13 protein-coding genes are annotated in these 18,967 nt (G+C 66.1%); 8 read left to right on the top strand and 5 right to left on the bottom strand.

The genetic code is table 11. The annotated features are described in order from the left end of the window. Position 1: 1 nt before the first annotated feature. The 3 genes from nuoL to nuoN all read left to right on the top strand — a co-directional run bounded on the left by nuoL (position 2) and on the right by nuoN (position 5,228). A complete protein-coding gene (gene nuoL, locus ACIBCN_RS22995) occupies positions 2 to 1,888 on the top strand; it encodes an NADH-quinone oxidoreductase subunit L (protein WP_396993668.1) in 1,887 nt (628 codons plus the stop codon). Then, positions 1,885 to 3,510 carry an NADH-quinone oxidoreductase subunit M gene (locus ACIBCN_RS22990; protein WP_396993667.1) on the top strand — a complete coding sequence of 542 codons (1,626 nt, stop codon included), beginning with the start codon at positions 1,885 to 1,887 and terminating at the stop codon, positions 3,508 to 3,510. The genes nuoL and ACIBCN_RS22990 overlap by 4 nt, the downstream gene beginning before the upstream one ends. A gap of 92 nt (positions 3,511 to 3,602) precedes the next feature. After that, positions 3,603 to 5,228: an NADH-quinone oxidoreductase subunit NuoN gene (gene nuoN, locus ACIBCN_RS22985; RefSeq protein ID WP_396993936.1), complete on the top strand. Its 1,626-nt coding sequence runs from the start codon at positions 3,603 to 3,605 to the stop codon at positions 5,226 to 5,228. Positions 5,229 to 5,363: 135 nt separating this feature from the next. Here the strand turns inward: nuoN and ACIBCN_RS22980 are convergent, their stop codons facing one another. Then, entirely contained in the window at positions 5,364 to 6,800 is a 1,437-nt protein-coding gene (locus ACIBCN_RS22980) for an alpha-amylase family protein (RefSeq protein ID WP_396993666.1), read from the bottom strand. A gap of 41 nt (positions 6,801 to 6,841) precedes the next feature. Continuing rightward, positions 6,842 to 7,816: an alpha/beta fold hydrolase gene (locus ACIBCN_RS22975; protein ID WP_396993665.1), complete on the bottom strand. Its 975-nt coding sequence runs from the start codon at positions 7,814 to 7,816 to the stop codon at positions 6,842 to 6,844. A gap of 270 nt (positions 7,817 to 8,086) precedes the next feature. Here ACIBCN_RS22975 and ACIBCN_RS22970 point away from each other — a divergent pair, with 270 nt between their 5' ends. After that, positions 8,087 to 9,811: a hypothetical protein gene (locus tag ACIBCN_RS22970; RefSeq protein WP_396993664.1), complete on the top strand. Its 1,725-nt coding sequence runs from the start codon at positions 8,087 to 8,089 to the stop codon at positions 9,809 to 9,811. Positions 9,812 to 9,976: 165 nt separating this feature from the next. Here the strand turns inward: ACIBCN_RS22970 and ACIBCN_RS22965 are convergent, their stop codons facing one another. Further along, positions 9,977 to 10,798 (bottom strand): alpha/beta fold hydrolase, encoded by an 822-nt coding sequence (locus ACIBCN_RS22965; protein ID WP_396993663.1) that lies wholly within the window; start codon positions 10,796 to 10,798, stop codon positions 9,977 to 9,979. Positions 10,799 to 11,161: 363 nt separating this feature from the next. On the opposite strand from ACIBCN_RS22965, the gene rox reads away from it, so the two are divergent. From rox to ACIBCN_RS22945, 4 genes are all read left to right on the top strand, one after another. Further along, positions 11,162 to 12,586 carry a rifampin monooxygenase gene (rox, locus tag ACIBCN_RS22960; protein WP_396993662.1) on the top strand — a complete coding sequence of 475 codons (1,425 nt, stop codon included), beginning with the start codon at positions 11,162 to 11,164 and terminating at the stop codon, positions 12,584 to 12,586. Positions 12,587 to 12,797: 211 nt separating this feature from the next. Further along, positions 12,798 to 13,382, top strand: coding sequence for a TetR/AcrR family transcriptional regulator (locus tag ACIBCN_RS22955; protein ID WP_396993661.1), 585 nt, complete (start codon positions 12,798 to 12,800; stop codon positions 13,380 to 13,382). Then, positions 13,379 to 14,218, top strand: coding sequence for an alpha/beta fold hydrolase (locus ACIBCN_RS22950; RefSeq protein ID WP_396993660.1), 840 nt, complete (start codon positions 13,379 to 13,381; stop codon positions 14,216 to 14,218). The genes ACIBCN_RS22955 and ACIBCN_RS22950 overlap by 4 nt, the downstream gene beginning before the upstream one ends. A gap of 477 nt (positions 14,219 to 14,695) precedes the next feature. After that, positions 14,696 to 16,609: a M61 family metallopeptidase gene (locus ACIBCN_RS22945; RefSeq protein ID WP_396993659.1), complete on the top strand. Its 1,914-nt coding sequence runs from the start codon at positions 14,696 to 14,698 to the stop codon at positions 16,607 to 16,609. Between the two features lie 69 nt (positions 16,610 to 16,678). Here ACIBCN_RS22945 and ACIBCN_RS22940 read toward each other — a convergent pair whose 3' ends face one another. Together ACIBCN_RS22940 and ACIBCN_RS22935 are read right to left on the bottom strand one after the other, a co-directional pair. After that, positions 16,679 to 17,896, bottom strand: coding sequence for a DUF418 domain-containing protein (locus tag ACIBCN_RS22940; protein WP_396993658.1), 1,218 nt, complete (start codon positions 17,894 to 17,896; stop codon positions 16,679 to 16,681). 118 nt (positions 17,897 to 18,014) lie between these two features. Next, a complete protein-coding gene (locus ACIBCN_RS22935; RefSeq protein ID WP_396993657.1) occupies positions 18,015 to 18,776 on the bottom strand; it encodes a hypothetical protein in 762 nt (253 codons plus the stop codon). Positions 18,777 to 18,967: the final 191 nt, after the last annotated feature.

Below are 18,967 nucleotides of genomic sequence, written 5' to 3'. Positions count from 1 at the left end.
GATGGAGACGGCGACGCTCTGGCTGCTGCCCGCCCTGCCCCTGGCAGGCGCGATAATCCTTCTGCTCACCGGTCGTTTCAGCGACAAGTGGGGCCACCTGGTCGGCACGATGATGGCGCTGGCCGCCTTCGTGGTCGCCGGGATCGGGTTCTTCGACATGCTCGGGCGCGACACCGCGCAGCGCGGCATCCACACCGACCTGTTCAGCTGGGTGCCGGTGGCCGGGCTGCAGGCCGACTTCAGCCTCCAATTGGACCAGCTGTCGATGTGTTTCGCGTTGCTGATCACCGGCGTCGGGTCGTTGATCCACGTCTACTCCATCGGCTACATGAGCCACGATCCGGGACGGCGGCGATTCTTCGCCTACCTCAACCTGTTCCTCGCGGCCATGCTGCTGCTGGTGCTGGCGAACAACTACCTGGTGCTCTACCTGGGCTGGGAGGGCGTCGGTTTGGCGTCCTACCTGCTGATCGGGTTCTGGTACCACAAGCCGACGGCGGCCACGGCGGCCAAGAAGGCGTTCGTGGTCAACCGGGTCGGCGACATGGGGCTGGCGATCGCCATGTTCGTCATGTTCTCGACCTTCGGATCGATCAACTTCACCGACGTGTTCGCGGGTGCGTCGCAGGCCGGGGAGGGCACGCTCACCGCGATCGGGTTGCTGCTGTTGCTCGCCGCGTGCGGTAAGTCCGCGCAGGTGCCGCTGCAGTCCTGGCTCGGCGACGCGATGGAAGGCCCGACCCCGGTGTCGGCGCTCATCCACGCGGCAACCATGGTGACCGCCGGGGTGTACTTGATCGCGCGGTCCGGGCCGATCTTCGACCTGGCACCCGACGCGCGACTGGGCGTTGTCCTGGTCGGTGCGGTGACACTGCTTTTCGGTGCGATCGTCGGTTGCGCGAAGGACGACATCAAGAAGGCCCTGGCCGCGTCCACCATGAGCCAGATTGGGTACATGGTGCTCGCCGCGGGCCTCGGCCCGGCCGGATACGCCTTCGCCATCATGCATCTGCTCACCCACGGATTCTTCAAGGCCGGACTGTTCCTCGGAGCCGGTTCGGTGATGCACGCGATGGACGACGAGACCGACATGCGCCGCTACGGCGGACTGCGCAAACTGCTGCCGATCACCTACGTCACCTTCGGGCTCGGCTACCTCGCGATCATCGGGGTGCCGCCGTTCGCCGGGTTCTTCTCCAAGGACAAGATCATCGAGGTGGCGTTCAACCAGGGCGGCGCCAGCGGCCTGACGTTGGGCTTGGTGACGTTGCTCGGTGCGGGACTCACCGCGTTCTACATGACCAGGGTCATGATGATGACGTTCTTCGGCGAGAAGCGCTGGAAGCCGGAGACGCATCCGCACGAATCCCCCGCGGTGATGACCGGGCCGATGATCCTGCTCGCCATCGGATCGGTCGCGGCGGGTGCGCTGTTCGCGTTCGGTTCCTCACTGCAGAACTGGCTGGCACCGGTGGTCGGCGCGCATCACGGCGAGGAAACCGTCCCCGCGGGCGTCGTCACCGCGCTCGCGCTGGTGGTGGTCGCCATCGGCGTCGGCTTCGCCTACTACCAGTACGCGCAGCGCGAAATCCCCGAGACCGCACCGGAAGCGGTGTCCGCGTTGACCATCGCGGCCCGCAAGGACCTCTACGGTGACGCGCTCAACGAGGCGGCCTTCATGCGCCCGGGCAGCTACCTGACCCGCGCGCTGGTATTCCTCGACAACCGAGGCATCGACGGCATCGTCAACGGAACCGCCGCGCTGATCGGCGGCCTGTCGGGCCGAATCCGCCGAGTCCAAACCGGTTTCGTGCGCTCGTACGCCTTGTCCATGTTCACCGGCGCGGCCCTGGTGGCCGCCGCCCTGCTGGCTGTGAGGTTGTGGTGACGGACTTTCCCTGGTTGACCACGTTGTGGTTGGCGCCGGCGATCGGCGCGGTCATCGTGTTGGTGCTGCCCGCCGCGCAAAGGGTGCTCGCGCGGTGCCTGGCGCTGGTGGTGTCGGTGGCGGTGCTGGTGTTCGCCATTGTGCTGGCGGTGCGCTTCGAACCCGGAGGGGCGCAGTATCAGTTCGTCGAGGACCACGAGTGGATACCGGCGTTCGGTGCCGGGTACACCGTCGGGGTCGACGGGATCGCGTTGGTGCTGGTGCTGCTCACCACGGTGCTGGTGCCGTTGCTGATCCTGGCGGGCTGGCACGACGACCGCGAGGTGGGCAGCGGGCGGCGGGTGTCGCATACCTACGTCGCGCTCACCTTGCTGGTCGAGGCGATGGTGCTGATTTCCTTTGTCTCGCTCGACATTCTGCTGTTCTACGTGTTCTTCGAAGCCATGTTGATTCCGATGTACTTCCTCATCGGTGGCTTCGGGCCGCGGTCGGCGAACCTGGAATTGCGGCAGCAGCGGTCGCGGGCGGCGGTGAAGTTCCTGCTGTACAACCTGTTCGGCGGGCTGATCATGCTGGCCGCGGTGATCGGGTTGTACGTGGTCACCGCTCGGGACGGGATCGGCGCGGGATCGGCGGGCACCTTCGATTTCCGCACGGTGGTCACCGCGGCCAACTCCGGACAGCTCGGCGCGGCACCCGCGGTGCTCAACGCGCTGTTCCTCGGGTTCATGTTCGCGTTCGCGGTGAAGGCGCCGCTGTGGCCGCTGCACACCTGGCTGCCGGACGCCGCCGTCGCCGCGACACCGTCGAGTGCGGTGCTGATGATGGCGGTGGTCGACAAGGTCGGCACCTTCGGCATGCTGCGCTACTGCCTGATGCTGTTCCCGGACGCGTCGAGTACCTATGCGCCGCTGGTGATCACCCTCGCGGTGATCGGCATCATCTACGGCGCGCTGCTCGCCATCGGGCAGACCGATGTGATGCGGCTGATCGCCTACACCTCGATCTCGCACTTCGGTTTCATCATTCTCGGCATCTTCGCGATGACCAGTCAGGGGCAGACCGGCGCGACGCTGTACATGGTCAACCACGGCATCTCCACGGCCGCGCTGTTCCTGATCGCGGGCTTCCTGGTGTCGCGCCGCGGTACTCGGCTCATCGCCGACTTCGGCGGGGTGCAGAAGGTGGCGCCGATACTGGCGGGCACGTTCTTCATCTCGGGCTTGGCGACGCTCTCGCTGCCCGGGCTCGCGCCGTTCGTCAGCGAGTTCCTGGTGCTGGTCGGCACATTCAGCCGCTACCAGTTCGCCGCGGTGATCGCGACCGGCGCGCTGGTGCTCGCGGCGCTGTACGTGCTGTGGATGTACCAGCGGATGATGACCGGGCCGGTCAAGGACGGCAACGAACGCATCTACGACCTGGTGCCCCGCGAACTCGCGGTGGTGGTGCCGTTGATCGCGGCGCTGCTGTTCCTCGGCGTGTACCCGAAACCGATCCTGGACTTCATCAATCCCGCGGTGAGCCAGACGTTGACGACCATAGGCAAGCACGATCCCGCACCGGCGGTGCCCGCGCTGCCCGAGGCCGGTAAGGCCGATCATCCCGGAGGTGTCCACAAATGAGTCGCACCAGTGTTCGCGTCGCCATCGCTCTCATCGTCGCGGGGCTGCTCGCCGCGGTGATCTCCTTCTCGAGGACGGCCTAAGTGACTGCAGTGATTTCTTCGGGCTACGGAACAACCCTCGCCGCGGCGATTCCGGCGCCGGACATCGAATACGGGCACCTTTCGCCGATGCTCATCGTGTTCGGTGTCGCGGTGATCAGTGTGCTGGTGGAAGCGTTCATGGGGCGGCGGTTCCGGTTCGGCACGCAGCTGCTGCTGAGCGTCGCCGGGTTGGTGGGCGCGCTCGTCGCGGTGGTGCTGTTGGCCGGGACCGAGGCCACCGCGATCGGCGGTGCGGTCGCCGTCGACGGCGTGACGCTGTTCCTGCAGGGCACCATCCTGGTGGTGACGATCCTCGGCGTGCTGTTCATGGGCGAGCGCGGTGCCGAGCCGCGCGTCGAGGCGCGCAGTGGCCCCGGCACCTGGAGTGCGGCCGCGGCGACGCTCGGACGTGGCGTGGATGCGTTTACGCCGCAGGCTTCTTCGGTGCCGGGTAGCGCGATGGAACGGACCGCGTTGCGGGCCGGGATCGCGACGACCGAGGTGTTCCCGTTGACGTTGCTCGCGGTCGGCGGGTTGCTGTTGTTCCCGGCGTCCAATGATCTGCTCACCATGTTCGTCGCGCTCGAGGTGTTGTCGCTGCCGCTGTATCTGCTGTGCGGGCTCGCCCGGCGCAAGCGGTTGCTGTCGCAGGAAGCGGCGCTGAAGTACTTCCTGCTCGGTGCGTTCTCGTCGGCGTTCTTCCTCTACGGTGTCGCGCTGCTGTACGGGCAGGCCGGCACGGTCAAGCTGGCTGGCATCGCCGATGCCATTGCGCTGCATCCGGATAACGCGATGCTCGCGTTGCTCGGGGTGGCGTTGCTGTCCGTCGGACTGCTGTTCAAGATCGGGACGGTGCCGTTCCAGTCGTGGGTGCCCGACGTGTATCAGGGTGCGCCGACACCGGTTACGGCGTTCATGGCGGCCGCGACCAAGATCGCGGCAGTTGGTGCGTTGTTGCGCGTGCTGCAGGTCGCGGTGCCCGGCTTGCGCGACGACTGGCGTCCGGTGCTCGCCGCCATCGCCATCGCCACCATGGCGGTCGGCGCGATCATGGCCATCACGCAGACCGACGTCAAACGGATGCTCGCGTATTCCTCTGTCGCGCATGCCGGTTTCATCCTGACCGGCCTGGTCGCCGCCAACGACAAGGGCGTCTCGGCGATCCTGTTCTATCTCGTCGCCTACGGCGTCGGCACCGTCGGCGCGTTCGCCGTCGTCAGCCTGGTCCGCGACGCGTCCGGTGAGGAAGTCAGCGCGCTCTCCCAATGGGCAGGCCTGGGCCGCCGCTCCCCCTGGCTCGCCAGCGTCTTCGCCCTGTTCCTGCTTTCCTTCGCCGGTCTCCCCCTGACCAGCGGATTCGTCAGCAAGTTCGCCGTTTTCGAAGCAGCCGCCGCCGGCGACGCCACCTTCCTGGTCATCGTCGGCGTCATCTGCAGCGCCATCGCCGCCTTCTTCTACATTCGGGTCATTGTCCTGATGTTCTTCACCGACCCACCCGCCGACGCTCCTCTTGTGGTCTCCCCCTTCCTCACCACCACCGTCGTCACCTTCGGTGCGGGAGCCACCGTTATCCTCGGCATCTTCCCGCAGATGGTCCTCGACTTGGCCGATCGGGCGTCAACGTTCGTCCGCTGAAGTAGCTCTGGCTGTTCACCTCTGCCGCACACCCACATCGGGTGTGCGGCAGACCCTTTTGCCGTGCGCTCAGATCGAAATCCGCACCCTGACTCGGGATCGCCACCCGGACGCTGAGGGTGGCAACCGAGGGAGCTAGTCGGTGACTGTGGCACCGGTGTGGAGCGCGAGACCGGATCGGGCGGCGACGTCGGCGTGGAGCAGGCCGGTGCTGTCGACTTCGTAGGTCAGGCCCGTGCAAACTCCCGCCTCAACCGTGCCGTGCAGGATGTCGCAGTAGTGGCCTGCGGGAAGCGAGGTGTGGTAGGCGCCTTCGGTCGCCGGGAAGTCCTCGCCGTTGATGACGAGGTATCCCTCGTTGCCGCGGCCGAACGCGATCCGGTTGCCACCATTGTCGGACCAGTCGACGACCGGCTGACCGTGCACCTGCTGGTGGAAGGCGACCATGCCGCCGATGCCGGGCCAGGCGTGTTCGCACAACCAGTGGCCGTCGCCGCACGTGGCGTCCATGGCGCGGCCGAGCGGGTCGGAGGGCGGCGGCTCGTCGTAGGAGCTGAATGCGTAGCCACTGAGCACTTTTGGGCGGCCGTAGGGCCAGGCGAGCATGAACGCGTTGGCCAGGGTGTATCGGTCGCCGTCGGCGTAGGTCAGGGTGGAATTGTTGTGTTCGGTGTCGTGGTTGGCCACGAAAACCACGGTGTTGTCGGATGGCAGCGGCGCGCTGAAGGTGCGCAGCCAGGCGAGGCGTCCCTGGCGGAAGATCTGGCTCAAGGTGCCAGCGTAGCGGAGGTCCATCACCGCGCCGGTCGCCAGATACTCCTCGGGTTGCACGGCTTCCTGCCAGCCGTAGATGACTTCCTGATAGACGTAGGCCGGGCGGGTCAGGCGCTGTTCGATGGCCGCGAGGTCCTCGGGCGGAATGTATTTGGCCGAGTCGACGCGGAACCCGTCGACGCCGAGGGCGAGCAGGTCGTTGAGGTACGCGGCGATCCGGTCCCGGACGGAGTCGTCCTCGGTCGCTACGTCTGCCCCGTTGAACGACTGGCAGTGGAACACCTGGGCGCGGTCATGCAGGTCGGTGACGGCATCGTCCGGTGTTCCGCAATGGTGGAAGTCGCGATCGTTGTACGGCACCGCGGGATACCAGTAGTGGCAGTACGGTGTGCCGCCGCTGCCGATACCGCAGCCGGTCGTCGCGGACATATTGTTGATCACCGCGTCGATATAGACCTGCACGCCCGCGGCATGGCAGCTGCGAACCATCGACGCCAGCTCATCGCGCGTGCCGAAGCGACTCTCCAACCTATGCGACACCGCGGAGTAACTCTGCCACCAAGGAAACCCCTTCTCCGGCAAGAGAGAATGCTCCTCCGGCGGCGAGGTCTGCACGGCGCCGTAACCCAGCCTGCCGAGCGTCGACTGGCATTCGCGGCCGATGGATCGCCAGTTCCAGCCGAACATCTGCGCGATCACCTCACGCCCGCCCTGCTCCGCCGCCGAAGCCTGCGCGGGCACCGCGACCCACGTCGTCGTCACCGCGGTAACCAGCGCGAACACCCATACGCGGAACATGGGGCGACTGTAACCGAGGACGCGATTCGGGAGACTTCTGCTCAGTCCCGGCGCGTCGGAGCAGCATTGTGCCGCGCGAGGAAATCCAGCAACAGGTCGATGGTCCGCTGCGGGTCTTCGAGCATCGGAGTATGGCCAACCCCAGGAACCATCTCGATCCGCGCATCCGGGACGATCTGGTACTCCTGGGCAGCGGCGGACCGCACCCGCCGATCCTCGCTACCGAAGATGACCAGGACGGGACGGTCGAGGACAGCCAGGCGATCGGGCAGCGTCCGCGCGGCGATGAACCGGCCGGCTTCCTTGGGCGACTTGGTGAACGAGCGGTAGGTCATGCCGCGCACGCCATCGATCACGGCGGCGGGGAGGTCGATATCGCGGGTGAAGGCGGTGGCCAGTCCGGCTCGGATCTGCTCGTCGGCGCGCAATCGCCACAGCAGCTGACCGAGCACGGGTACCGGAACGAGCCGGGGAATCAGCGGCTGCCGGATGGGAGCGCCGGGGCTCGGCGCCGAATCGATGAGTGCCAGCGCGGTCACCAGGTCGGGTCGCCGCTCGGCCAGCGCGGTGGCGACCATGCCGCCCATGGAGTGCGCGATGATCGTGGCGTTGGCGACGCCGAGTTCATCCAAAAGCTCGGCCGATCGGCGGCCCTGTGCCGGAACATCATATCTGGCAATGGGTTTCGCGGACTGTCCGTGACCGAGCAGATCGACGCGGATCACCCGGTACCGCGCGGCGAGGGCCGGGACGACCGGATCCCACCAGGCCGTCGAACTGGCGTTGCCGTGGATGAGCAGCAGCGCGGGCGCGTCGGGTGGTCCGTCGTCGACGACGTGGAGGTCGCCGTCCCGCAGCCGCACCTGCCGCTCGCCCGTCGCGGCCGCGGTATCCCGTGACGCCAGGACCGTGTTCACCGCAAGCGCGGCAACGATCGCACCGAGGACGATCGCGCCGGGCCTCCGCTTCCGGCGGCCGGCATCGCCCGAACGCCCCAACCTGATGTCCTCGGACATGAAGCCCCTCCGTTCGCCGTACTTGGCACCTAACCATCCGCGCGGCCCGTCCGTCTGAGCCGGAACAACATTGGCCGGAATCCGCCGGTGTCGATCTTGGCGAACTGCATGAACACCATGGCAAACTCCTGACAAATCTCCCAGTGACGTGGACCGTTCCGCATGGCAACGTCACTGACCGTGAGAATAGCGGCGCGGCGTCTCGGACGGTCGGTACAACAGGGGCGGCGGCGCGTAGAGCGCCGAAATGGTTGGGCGGCAACGGTGGTGATGACGGTGGTTGCCGCAGGCCTGGTCCCACCGGGGCTGGCGGCGGCGGCCGACGAAGCGCCGGCATCGGTAGCGACGGATCGGCAGGAGCAGCCGGTCGCGACGCGCGACGGAATCGTAGTGTCCTACGTCAGCTTCCGGCTGCCGCTGCCCGCCAACGCCCCCGCACATCCGGAGGCCTGCGATCGCACCGGCTACCTGCGCTATCGGCCGGTCGGCGGCCCGGAGAACTCGCGCGATGCCGATGCGGTAGTGGTGCAGCAGCAGGGATTGGCCGGTGGCGCAGTCAATTCCGAGGGCGTCGCGGGTAACACCGTACGCTCGGCGAAGACGCTCGGCCGCAACATCGAGTTCTGGTCGCTGGCACGGCGCGGCGCCTGCTTGGATGAGACAGCGGGCTTCGACTACGCCCTGCAGACCGGGAACTACCTGGACGCGGTCGACTACTACTTCAACGGCAAGCCGATCGACGGGCGCACCTTCCCCGGCTTCAAGAACTCGCAGGACCTGCCGATTCTCGACTCGATCGGCGTCGAGCGGGTGATCAGGGACCAGTACGAGATCATGCTGCACGAGATCCCGGATCAGGCTGAGCGGCAACGTAAATACGTCTGCACCGGCATTTCGATGGGCGGAATGGTCACCGGGTTCTTCTCGGACTGGGACTTCGACGGCAACCCGGCCACCCAGGCCGACGCGGGCTACAACCAATGCGCCGCGTTCGCCGCGCAGGACTCGATGGTCTCCTCGGATCCGGCCGCCATTCAGAACACGCCGTTCTTCCACGATGTCACCGACGCGCTCATGAGCCCGACGAACAACGTGCTGAAGGCGGGTTTCGACAGCGGCGTGCTGCCGATGCGCACGTTCGGCCCGGTTCCGGTGATCGGCACCAAGGCGATGATGCTCTACCGGCTCGCCGGACTCGCCGCGCATCTCGCGCCGAACGACGAGAGTCAGCTGCTCGCTCATCTGCACGATCCCGAGGTCGACGCGACGCTCACCACCATGTTCGGCCAGAGTTGGGCGGCGGTGGCGACCGGCGGTGGCGACGGTGAAGGCACCATTCGCGACTACCGGTTCACCAACGCGGCGCTGCTCGGCACGTTCATCGACAACAACTCCGGCAACTTCGCGCTGCTGCAGCAAGGGGTCGGTGCGCTGTCCGGTGGCCCGGTGCAGGAGAAGACGTTCCCGAACGGCGGTGGGGCGACCCAGATTCCGGTGCTGGGCAACTACCTGCGGATCAGCGCGGGCCCGCAGACCCGCGTCGCGCCGACCGACCGCAACGCGCTCTACACGTGGCGCAACTACAACGACGTCGTCGGCGTGCCGTGGACCGCGCCGAGCCGGGAGACCTCCGACATCAACCAGGTGGCCCGGCAATTGGGCACCGGCGCGCCAACGGCCTACTGGGAGACCTACTTTCCGCTGCGCATGATCATCGACCTCGGTGCCGGGATGACCGGCGCGCGCACTGGCGACATGGTCAACTTGCGCTACCACAACATGAGTCGCACCAAGCCGAACTTCATCGCCTACGCGGGCGACAGTGTCGTGCAGTACGGCGTCGGCACGTGGGTGCCTACCGGGGCGACCGCGCAGGTGGAGACGTTGCCGGGCTACACGCACATCGACACGATCGGCGCGGCCGCGGTGCAGAACAACGGTAAGCCCGACTACAGCGGTCAGTACCTGGCCGAATTCATCAGGGGGCTCACCTAACAGAACGTCAGTGCCCGCGTGCCGGACCACGTGGGCGGTGACGCCGGGCGACCTCGACCCTCATCAGGCCGCCCGGTGTACGTCCTGGACGGCGGCGTGGGCAGCTCCGCCGTCCAGGACGTCACCGTGTCCCGCGCGGCGTCGGCATGACCGCGCGCCGGCGAATCAACTGAGCACTGCACGCAGCCGGGTGACGAAAGCGGCCGGGTCCTCGACGAATCCGGTGTGACCGCCAGGGAACATGGTGGGTTCGACGCCGAGTTGCGCGGCCAGCGCGCGCGTCGTCTTGTCGCAGAACTGGTCCGCCGAGGCAGCTCCGATGCCCGCCACCACCCGGACCGGCGTCGCGCGCAGTACCGCGAGATCGGGCTGCCACCAACCGGTTCCCTCGATCTCGTGCAGATACCAGAAGCGTTCGCTGGCCACATCGATCGGGTCGCGGTCGCCGCCGAACATCTGCTCGAACACCGGCTCCGGCATCTGAATGTTGGCGTTGGCGAAGAACTTCCGCCAGGCGCCGAGCGTGTCGCCGCTGGCGTAGGTGGCGACGAGATCCGTTGTGCTAATCCGCAATTCGTCGTGGTTGTCGAGCAGTTGATTCAGCGGCGGCTCGTGCGCGATCGCGGTGCTGACGAGTTCCGGGTGCGCCTGGACCAGCGCCAGGGTGGTGACCGCGCCGCCGCTGGAACCGAGCACCACGGCGGGGCCCGCGTCGAGGTGGGTGATGATGCGGGCCAGGTCGTCGGCGCGCAGTTCGGGAGTCGAGTCCTGCTCGGGGTCGTCGAGCACGCTGCTCCGGTGACCGCGCGGGTCCATGGTGAGCACGGTGTGGTCGGTGGCGAGCAGATCGGCCGCCGGCGCGAAGGCGGCGGCCGCCATCGGGGCGCCGACCATGGCGATCAGCGGGCCGCTGCCGCGCAGCTCGTAGTACAGGTGGGCGCCGGGGACGTCGAGGGTGTGGGTGGAGACGGCCGAGGTCTGGGTCATGAGTGCTCCTCTGAGGATGGTGCTGGGTGCTCATGACTGTTGACGGTTTTCGCGTCTGAAACTCATCGGCCGACAGCGGAATTGCTCGATGCGGGGTTCTGCCGCCTCGGCGGACGAGAAATAAGTAAGGGCAAGGAGGTGAATTCACTCCCTGTCCCCCTTCAACATATATCGCACCGGGGGCCTTGCCGCAAGACCCCCGTCGTGCCGCACAATGATCGGCCGACGCCGGTACCTGCGGAAATGATGGTGTCGCGCGACCGCGTGTGTGGGGCGTTGAGCCGGGATCAGTGGTGCGGTTGCGGACATGTTGGCGTCGGCGGGCTGCGCGGTGGTCGAACCTTGTTGAATGGAGAGTTTTTGATGATTGACGTGATCGTTGTCGGCGGCGGACCGACCGGCATGATGCTGGCCAGCGAGTTGCGGCTGCGCGGCGTGCGGGCTCTCGTGCTGGAGAAGGATGCGGAGCCGACCAAGATCGTCCGTGCGCTCGGCATGCACGCGCGCACCATCGAGATCATGGATCAGCGTGGACTGCTCGAGCGGTTTCTCGCGCTCGGTACGAAGAACCAGCTCCATGGTTTCTTCGCGGGCATTCGCACACCGACGCCCGAGCTGGACACCTCACACCCGTACGTCCTCAGCATCCCGCAGCCCACCACCGATCGCCTGCTGGCCGAGCACGCTGTCGAACTCGGCGTCGAGATCCGCCGCGGCTGCGAGCTGGTCGGGCTGAGCCAGGATACGGACGGGGTGACCGCCGAACTGGCCGACGGTACGCAGCTGCGCGCGCGGTACCTCGTCGGCTGCGACGGTGGGCGCAGCACGGTGCGCAAGGTGCTCGGAGTCGACTTCCCCGGCGAGCCGACCAGGGTCGATACGCTGCTCGGCGAGGTAGAGCTGACCGCGCCTCAGGAAACGATCGACGCCGTGAACGCCGAAGTCCGCAAGACCCAGTTGCGTTTCGGCGCCGGGCATCTCGGAAATGGGGTGTACCGGGTCGTCGCGCCTGCCGCGACGGTGGCCGAGGATCGCACGGTCCCGCCGACCCTGGACGAGCTGAAGCACCAGCTACTGGCGACCGCGGGCACCGACTTCGGCGTGCACTCGCCGCGCTGGCTCTCCCGCTTCGGTGATGCCACTCGGCAGGCCGAGCGCTACCGGGTCGGTCGGGTGTTTCTGGCAGGCGACGCGGCGCATATCCATCCGCCGATGGGTGGGCAGGGGCTGAACCTCGGTGTCCAGGACTCGTTCAACCTCGGCTGGAAGTTGGCCGCCGAGATCGACGGCTGGGCGCCGGAGGGTCTGCTGGACAGTTATCACACCGAACGGCACCCGGTCGCCGCCGATGTGCTGGACAACACGCGCGCCCAGATGGAGTTGGTGTCGCTCGAGCCGGGGCCGCAGGCGGCGCGCAGGCTGGTGGCGAAACTGATGGACTTCGACGTCGTCAGCCGGTATTTGACCGAGATGATCATCGGGATCGGCGTTCGTTACGACTTCGGCACGGGCCATGAACTGCTCGGCCGTCGGCTGCGGGACGTGGGGTTGAAGCGGGGGCGGCTCTTCGAGCTGATGCATGAGGGTCGCGGGCTGCTGCTCGATCAGACCGGACGGCTTTCGGTGGCGGGCTGGGCGGATCGCGTCGATCACGTCGTCGATGTCAGTGAGGAACTGCACGCGCCCGCGGTGTTGCTGCGGCCGGACGGTTACGTGGCGTGGGTTGGTGAGGATCAGCAGGAGTTGCTCGGCCAGTTGCCTAAGTGGTTCGGCGCTGCCGTCGGCTGAGCGCGCGGCGCCGGTGTGGGCGTCAATCAATATGTCCTGCAGCTTGATTCACTAACCGCTCGGCAACGTCGATCACGAGTGCGGGTCGCTGCGGCGGACGGCGACCCGCGCCGTGTCGGCGACTTCCGAGGCGCAGGCAATTCGGCGAACTTGCCAAACCTAATGGCCCTAGGTTATAAACTAAGCACCCTAGTTTGATGGAGGTGTGCGGATGATGGCACGAGCCGGATTGACCGCCGAGCGGATCACCCGGGCCGCCGCCGATCTCGCCGATGAGATCGGCTTCGACAACGTGACGATGTCGGCGTTGGCCAAGAAGTTCGGCGTCAAGGACGCCAGCCTCTACTCCCACGTCAAGAACCTGCAGGAACTCCGGGCGCGGGTCGCCATGCTCGCCGCCGCCGACAAGACCGACCTCATTTCGAGCGCCGTCGCGGGACGAGCGGGCCGCGACGCGCTCGCCGCCTTCGCCAACGCCTGGCGCGAATACGCCCTGCGATATCCGGGGCGCTACACCGCCACCCAATCGTCAGTGCCGTCCGGACTGGTCGAGCCCCACCCCGGCGCGGTGCGCGGCATCGAACTCACCTACAGCATGCTGCGCGCCTACGGTCTCACCGAACCCGACCTCACCGACGCGGTCCGGTTGCTGCGCAGCACCTTTCACGGCTATGCCGCTCTCGAGGCCACCGGTGGCTTCGCCCACTCACGTGACACCACCGCTTCCTGGGAACGGATCATCGATGCGCTGCACGTCACCCTCGAGCACTGGCCTGCCAGCAAGGAACGGCAATGAGAACCGGCACCCTGAAGGTCCCCGGCGCCACCCTCTACTACGAGGTACGCGGCACCGGCCCCGTACTACTGCTCCTCCCCGGCAGCGGCGGTGACGCGGCAGTCTTCGACCCGATCGCCGACATCCTGGCCGTGCATTTCACCGTCGTCACGCTCGACCCGCGGGGCTACTCCCGCAGCGTGCTCGACTCCGCCGAGCCGGTCGATCAGCTGGTCGCAGTACAGCGCGACGACGCCTACCGCTTACTCGAAGCCCTCACCCCCGCAGGCGAAGACGCTTACGTGTTCGGCGGAAGCGGCGGCGCCGTCATCGCCCTCGACCTGCTCACCCACCATCCCGAACGCCTGCGCCTGGTCATCGCCCACGAACCACCGTGCTTCGCGGTACTCGCCGACGCAGCCGAGCAGACGGCATTCGTCGACGAGGTGTACACACTGTTCCGCACCGAGGGAGTCGCAGCCGCGGGCGCCCGCTTCATGGAAGGTATCGGCGTAACCATGAAACCCATGCCCGACCCCGCCGAATTACCGCCCCGCGCAGCCGAAATGACCCGCCGCCTCTACGCCAACGCCGCCCTCATGCTGGCCAACGAACTCCGTCCCATCACCTCCTACCTCCCCGACGAACCCGCCCTCGCCACCCGAACCGACCGCCTGATCCTCGCCGCAGGCCAAGAGACCCGCGGCCACCTCCCCCACCGCCCAGCCGCCACCCTCGCCACCAGCCTCCACCTCCCCCTCACCGAATTCCCCGGCGGCCACAGCGGTTTCACCGAAGCCCCCGTTCCATTCGCCGCCCAACTGCTCGACCTACTCCTCGCCGCGAAGGAACGCTAGACCTTGCGCAGCGCGTCGTATGCGGCCAGGATCTGGAGACACTGGCGGTCGCGCTGCTGGCCTCGTTGCAAGGTGGACTGGTCATGGCCCAGCTCAACCGCAACACCACGCCCCTCGAGCTCGCCCTCGACACCACACTCGCCTTCATCGAGTCGCAAACGACCGCCCACACTTCGCGATCAGTATGACGCAGGCCACACTCGCTCCTCGCACGCGGCGATACCAACCCTCGTAGGATCGACAATCAGTTCAGCAACTAAGGGGCGCTCGCCGACCCGAACAAACTATGTGAAGCGTTGACGCCGGAGGAGGGGATAGGGCAGGCGGTCGCGGCGACCGCACCGTACGTGTAATTGTTGCCGATATAAGCAGCATTGTTTATATCGGCGATCGGTAGGTCCTATCCTCGACCGGTGACCACAAGTTACCGGGGCGTCTATTTCGTACTGTCGACAAGATCGTCTGTGTGATTCGGGAGTGTCGTTGTCCAAGATTCGTATTATCAGCGCCGTTGGAGTCGTTGTCGTCATACTCCTGGCAGCCTCGCTTTACTTCGGCTTGCGCAACAAGTCGGATGAAGCTCCGGCTAATCAGAAAGCGATCTCGGTGGCGGTCGACGTGACCAATCTGCCGCAACGCATTATTCAGGTGAAACAGACGATCCCCGTTCAGCCGGGCGAGGTGGATTTACGCTTTCCGCAATGGCTGCCCGGCAACCACTCTCCGTCCGGTCCGATCGACAAGATCGCGGGCCTCACCTTCACCGGCGCCGGGAACAAGCTGGAGTGGAAGCGGGATCCGCTGAACGTGTATGCGTTCAAGGTTACGGTGCCCGACGGCGTGCAATCAATCGACGCGAACTTCCAATACCTCACCCCGACCGATTCCGGGCAAGGGCGCGTGGTGATGACGCCGAATATGCTGAATTTGCAGTGGAATGCCGTGGTCCTCTATCCGGCCGGTGCTCCCGTCAGTGAGATTCCCTTCAACGCGAGCGTCACCTATCCGCCAGGATTCGAGGCCGGAACCGCGCTGGACGTCGCTGTCAAGAACGGCGACACCGTCAATTACAAGCCCGTTCCGCTGGACATCCTCGTCGATTCGCCCGTATACGCGGGGCGCTATCACAAGGAGTTCGACCTGGCTCCTGGCGCGAAAACCCCGGTGCGGCTGCAAGCATTCGCGGACGCACCGGAGCAGCTCGAGGCCAAGCCCGAGCACATCGAGCTGCACAAGGCCCTGGTGCGACAGGCTACGGAACTGTACGGCTCACAACACTATGACCACTACGACTTCCTGCTGTCGTTGTCGGATCAGCTCAGCTCCAACGGATTGGAGCACCAACGATCCAGCGAGAACGGCGAACCCACGACCTATTTCACCGGGTGGGACCCCGCGATCGGTAGCGACGATCTGCTCGGGCACGAGTACACCCATTCCTGGAACGGCAAGTTTCGACGCCCGGCAGACCTGTGGACACCCAACTACAACGTTCCGATGCAAGACAGCTTGTTGTGGGTCTACGAGGGACAGACGCAGTATTGGGGCAACGTGCTCACCAACCGGTCCGGCTTGCGACCCGCGGAACTCTCTCGTGATGCGCTGGCTTCGGTAGTCGCCGCATACACCGACAACCGGCCCGGACTCAGCTGGCGCAGTCTGCAGGACACCACCAACGATCCCATCGTCGCTCAGCGGCGTACGAAGCCGTATCGGTCGTGGCAGCTCAGCGAGGATTACTACCAGGGCGGGCAACTGGTGTGGCTGGGGGTGGACGCGCGTATCCGCGAACTGTCGGGGAACACGAAGTCACTCGATGATTTCGCTCGCGCGTTCTTCGGTGTCGACGACAGTAAGTGGGAGTCGCAGAACACCTACAACTTCGACGACATCGTCTCGACGCTCAACGGCGTGGTAGCCGACGATTGGGCGAAGTACCTGCGCGATCGCCTCGACGGAAAAGAACCGTTCGCCACAAGTGTCGAGAAGACGGGGTGGAAGTTGGTCTACGACAACAACCCGGGTGCCTTGCTCACGGCTCAGCGGAAAGAGGCTGAGGGCGCCGTCAACTACACCTACTCGATCGGTCTCAACGTGTCCGGCGAAGGCAAGGTCACCGACGTGCGATGGGAAGGACCCGCATTCAAGGCGAAAGTCGGCTCCGGGATGACGGTGGTTTCGGTCAACGACGCCCCCTATTCCCAAGCCACGATGGAAGCCGCGATCGAGGCGGCCAAGACAAACCCCGCACCGATCCGGTTGCAGGTGAAAGACTTCGATCAGACTCGGACCGTTGAACTGAACTATCACGACGGCCTCCGTTACCCGCATCTGCAACGCATCGACGGCACCCAGGACTACCTCACCCAGATCCTGGCCGCGCGGAACTAGCGCTGCGCGGTCCAGCGTCGGCGCGCAGTTGGTCCGGCAAGGTGACTTGGCCCTCGGCGACCCCGGGGGTCAATTCACCTGTGCCGGAACCGGTTCCGGACGACGCTTCCACTCCGGAAGCGACAGATAGGTCGCGGCCCGCAGCGCCCACTCCACTGGTCCGTACCGGTGATTACGCAACCACCAGCTGCTCAGCGCCAGTTGAGCGGCGTAAGTGAGTAGGGCGATGCCGACGACTCCGGCCGGCGGGATCGTATCGACCAGTGCGAACCCGTAGCCGGTGTAGATCACCATGAGCACGATGGACTGCCCGATGTAGTTGGATGCCGCCATCCGCCCGGCCGGAGCCAGCCGGCCGATCAGCTGTGCGGTACGCGGCGATTGCGCCAGGCACACGATGCCCGCTATGTAGGCGAACGTCATCAGCGGGTTGATCAGTTCTTGCACGCCGGCCCAACTGGACGGCGGGGTAAACCAACCGATCGATCCCGCGAAGGTCACCGCCGACACCGGCAGCCCGATCGCCAAGCCGCCGACGAGCACCCGAGGCGCCCAGCGCCGCAACGTCTCCCGGTCGGTGAGCAGCTCTCGCTTGCCTGCCGCCATGCCCATCAGGAACATGCCGAACGCGGTCACGCCCTGGGTGAACCAGATCAGGAAGATGAAGATGGGCGCGAGCCACATCTGGTCGGCGAAGGTGTCGCCGAAGGTACCGGTGTATCCGTCGTGGATCCGCTGCAGGTCGAAAAGGCCGGCCAGCGCGGCCATCCCGTCGCCGTCCTCGCTCGGCGCGAGCGACCAGCCGCACCACAGCACGTACAGCACCGCACCGATGAGCACGGCGGTGCGCGGCTTCAGCTTCTTCAGCGGGATCAGGATCAAGCACAGGAACGCGTAGAGGGTGAGGATGTCACCGATCCACAGCAAGTACACGTGCGCGAGCCCGATCACCAACAGAGCCAGGCAGCGTCGCAGCAGCCGCCTGTTGGCCGAGGCACCCGCGCGCTGCGCCGCCGCGATCTGCAAGGTGAACGAATAGCCGAACAAGAATGCGAACAGCAGGTAGAACCGACCCTCGAACAAGGCGCCGACCACCGCGCTCACCAGATGGTCGATGGGGCCGTCGAAGCGCAGCCGCGGATCGTCGCTCGCGCCGGTGAACGACCACAGCGTTGTCGCGAACACGACGTTGGTGATGAGGATGCCGAACAGGGCGAAACCACGCAGAATGTCGACCTCTGCGATCCGCCGACCCGAAGCGGTGGCGGGGAGAACCGATTCGGTCATGGTGTCGAAAGTAGCCACTGATACCAGGGTTGCGCGTCCGTCGGCGGGCTGATCGACGCCCTGACCTTGGGACATCGGGACTGCGACCTGAGGCGTATTGACATCGGCCGTTCGGCGGTCACGTCAGGTCGGCGACCTCGAGATAGATCTGCCGTTCGACCGCGATGTCGGCCAGGAATCCTTGTGCGCCACCGGCTGTCGTCGGGAACGCCGCGACCGCCAGTTCTCCCGCGCGCAAACGCGCACCGGTGAATTCGCGCTGGCCGAGGATGATCGGCTGTGCCTGGGCGAAACCCGACCCGGCGATCTCGTCGTCCAGCGGCTCGCCGAGCAGGTCGGTCACGGTTCCCGGGATGATCCGGGCCACGACGATCTGATCGAAACTGGGTTGGCAATTGATGTGGTGCGCCAGATACATCCGATCGGGCCGCCCGAAGGACAGGTGGGTGAGCAGACCGCGGCCGCGTTCGCGATGCGGGTCGAGTTCGCCGAAATACACCACGCGCTGCACCGTCGCACGCACCTCGGTGGCGATCGCGACCCCGCCGCGCTCGCGCCTGCCGCGGATCAGGGTGCCGCAGAACGACCTACGTCGGCGAACACTCCCCGGATCCAGTTCTGCCACCGGGAAATCCTCCGGATCGAAGGTGTGGATATCGGTATACCCGATCCGCCGATCCGCGCCGAGAGCCCGCTTGCCCCGCTCATCGAACTCGACGGACAGCAGTAACTGGAAGTTGTAGGGCGCCTGAAATGTCGGCCGATACGACAGATAACACTCGACGCCGGTGCCAAAAACCACCATCCCGTGCAATCCCGCACCCCCTGCCAAACCGGGCCGATGGTGGTGTCCAGGTGCACGAATATGAATCGCACTCATCCTGATCTCCTTTCCTCGCACCCTCACAGTGCCAAGAATCGCCCTCCCTGCCACGAGTGCCGCACTACTCGAATTCCCTGACCCCGGCTACCCGCACGCGCCATGAACTGCGCCTCGCCACGGCAGACGGGACATGGCGCCCGCACACCCGCCGTGGATATCCAGCTCGAGCAAGCCGCCAGACGATCGCC

It is taken from the genome of Nocardia sp. NPDC051052, assembly GCF_044456045.1.
In the GTDB taxonomy this organism is placed as follows: domain Bacteria; phylum Actinomycetota; class Actinomycetes; order Mycobacteriales; family Mycobacteriaceae; genus Nocardia.
This window is presented reverse-complemented; position numbering and strand designations above follow the sequence as displayed.